General features: G+C 68.1%; 2 protein-coding genes. One reads left to right on the top strand and one right to left on the bottom strand.

Features of this window, described 5'->3' with window-relative positions:
* A partial coding sequence (gene recN / locus AC04L7_RS17895) for a DNA repair protein RecN (protein WP_475513592.1) occupies positions 1-1,535 on the top strand: 1,535 nt, incomplete at its 5' end.
* Positions 1,536-1,643: 108 nt separating this feature from the next.
* Here recN and AC04L7_RS17890 read toward each other — a convergent pair.
* Positions 1,644-1,850, bottom strand: a 207-nt coding sequence (locus AC04L7_RS17890) for a transcriptional repressor (RefSeq protein WP_475513591.1), incomplete at its 5' end; no start/stop codon positions are given.

Below are 1,850 nucleotides of genomic sequence, written 5' to 3'. Positions count from 1 at the left end.
TGTCCGGCCTGCGTGCAGACAGCGGCGTGGTCCGTCATGGCGCCGAGCGGGCGGAGCTGTCGGCCGAATTCTCCCCCTCGACCGGGTCGCCAGCACAGGCGTGGCTCGCCGAGAACGAACTGGACGACGACGGCCAGTGCCAGCTGCGCCGGGTGATCCGTGCCGACGGCGGTTCCCGCGCGTGGATCAATGGCCGCAGCGTGACGCTCTCCCAGCTGACCGAACTGGCCGCCCGGCTGGTGGAAATCCATGGCCAGCACGAACACCAGGCGCTGCTGGCCCGCAACAGCCAGTTGGACCTGCTGGACGCCTTCGCGCGAAACGACCGCGAGCGCGCCACGGTACGCGAGGCGGCGCGATACTGGACTGCGCTGCTGCGCGAACGCGAACTACTGTCGGGCCAAGGCGATGTCTCCGACCGCATCAACTATCTGGAACACCAGCTCTCGGAGTTGCAGCGGGAGGATCTTTCGCCGGCTGCGCTGGAAGCGCTGGTCGCCAGCCATCGCAGGCAGGCGCACGCGGCCGGCCTGATCCAGGCCTGCGATGCGGCCCTGGGCGAACTGGCCAGCGACGAAACGCCCTCGCTCACCCGGCAGTTGCAACAGGTGCGCGCCGATCTCGGGCGGCAAGCCGAGCACGAGCCGCGCCTGCGCGAGGTGGATGCGCTGCTCGACGGTGCGGCGATCCAGATCGAGGAAGCACTGTCCCTGCTTGGCCAGGTGCGCGACGACCTCGACGGCGAACCGCTGCAGTTCGACGCGCTGGAGCGCAAGCTGGCCCGCGTCCACGACCTCGCCCGCAAGCATCGCGTACCGCTGGAGGGCCTGCAGGAGCAGCACGACCGGCTCGCCGCCGAACTGGAGTCGCTACGCGGCGCCGGCGAACGCCTGGTCCAGCTGAACGGAGAGATCGATGCGGCCCGGGAGCAGTGGCGCAGCGCCGCGGCATCCCTGAGCCGTTCGCGTATCCGCGCGGCGGCATCACTGGGTGATACCACTACCGCCCTGATTGCCGAACTGGGCATGGGCGGTGGCCGTTTCGAGATCGCGCTGGAGCCCCAGGAAGGCGATCGTCCCGATCCTGCCGGCGCCGAGCGGGTCGAATTCCTGGTTTCGGCCAATGCCGGGCAGCCGCCGCGTCCGCTGCGAAAGGTGGCGTCCGGCGGCGAACTCGCGCGCATTTCGTTGGCGATCGAAGTGGCTGCGCTCGGGGTGGACGCCGTGCCGACCATGGTCTTCGACGAAGTCGACACCGGCATCGGTGGCGCGGTCGCCGAGATCGTGGGACAGAAGCTGCGGGCGCTAGGGGCCCAACGGCAGGTGCTGTGCGTCACCCACCTGCCACAGGTCGCGGCGCAGGGACACGCGCACTACAGGGTCAGCAAGGCCCCGGTGGACGGCATGACGCAAAGCGCGGTCGAGAAGCTGGGAGCGAAGCAGCGTGAAGAGGAACTCGCGCGCATGCTTGGCGGCGTGGAGGTCAGCAAGGAAGCGCATGCCGCGGCCAAGCGGCTGCTGGCGAACGCGGTCTGACACCCCGGTTGCTTACTGTGGGAGCGACGCAGGTCGCGATGAGGCCTTGCCGATGCCGCTTCGCGACTTACGTCGCTTCCACATCCCGAGCCGGAAAATCTCCAGCTGTCAGCGCTTCTTGCGCACGTACAACACCAGCGAGTGCTCTTCCAGCTCGTAGCCGTGCTTGGCGGCGATCTCGCGCTGCAGCTTCTCGATCTCGCTGCTTTCGAATTCGATGATCTTGCCGGTATCCACGTCGACCATGTGGTCGTGGTGACCGCCGCGATCCAGTTCGTACACGGCCTGTCTGCCTTCGAAGTTGTGCTTCAGCAC

The organism is Pseudoxanthomonas sp. LjRoot204_2 (assembly GCF_056175765.1).
This window is presented reverse-complemented; position numbering and strand designations above follow the sequence as displayed.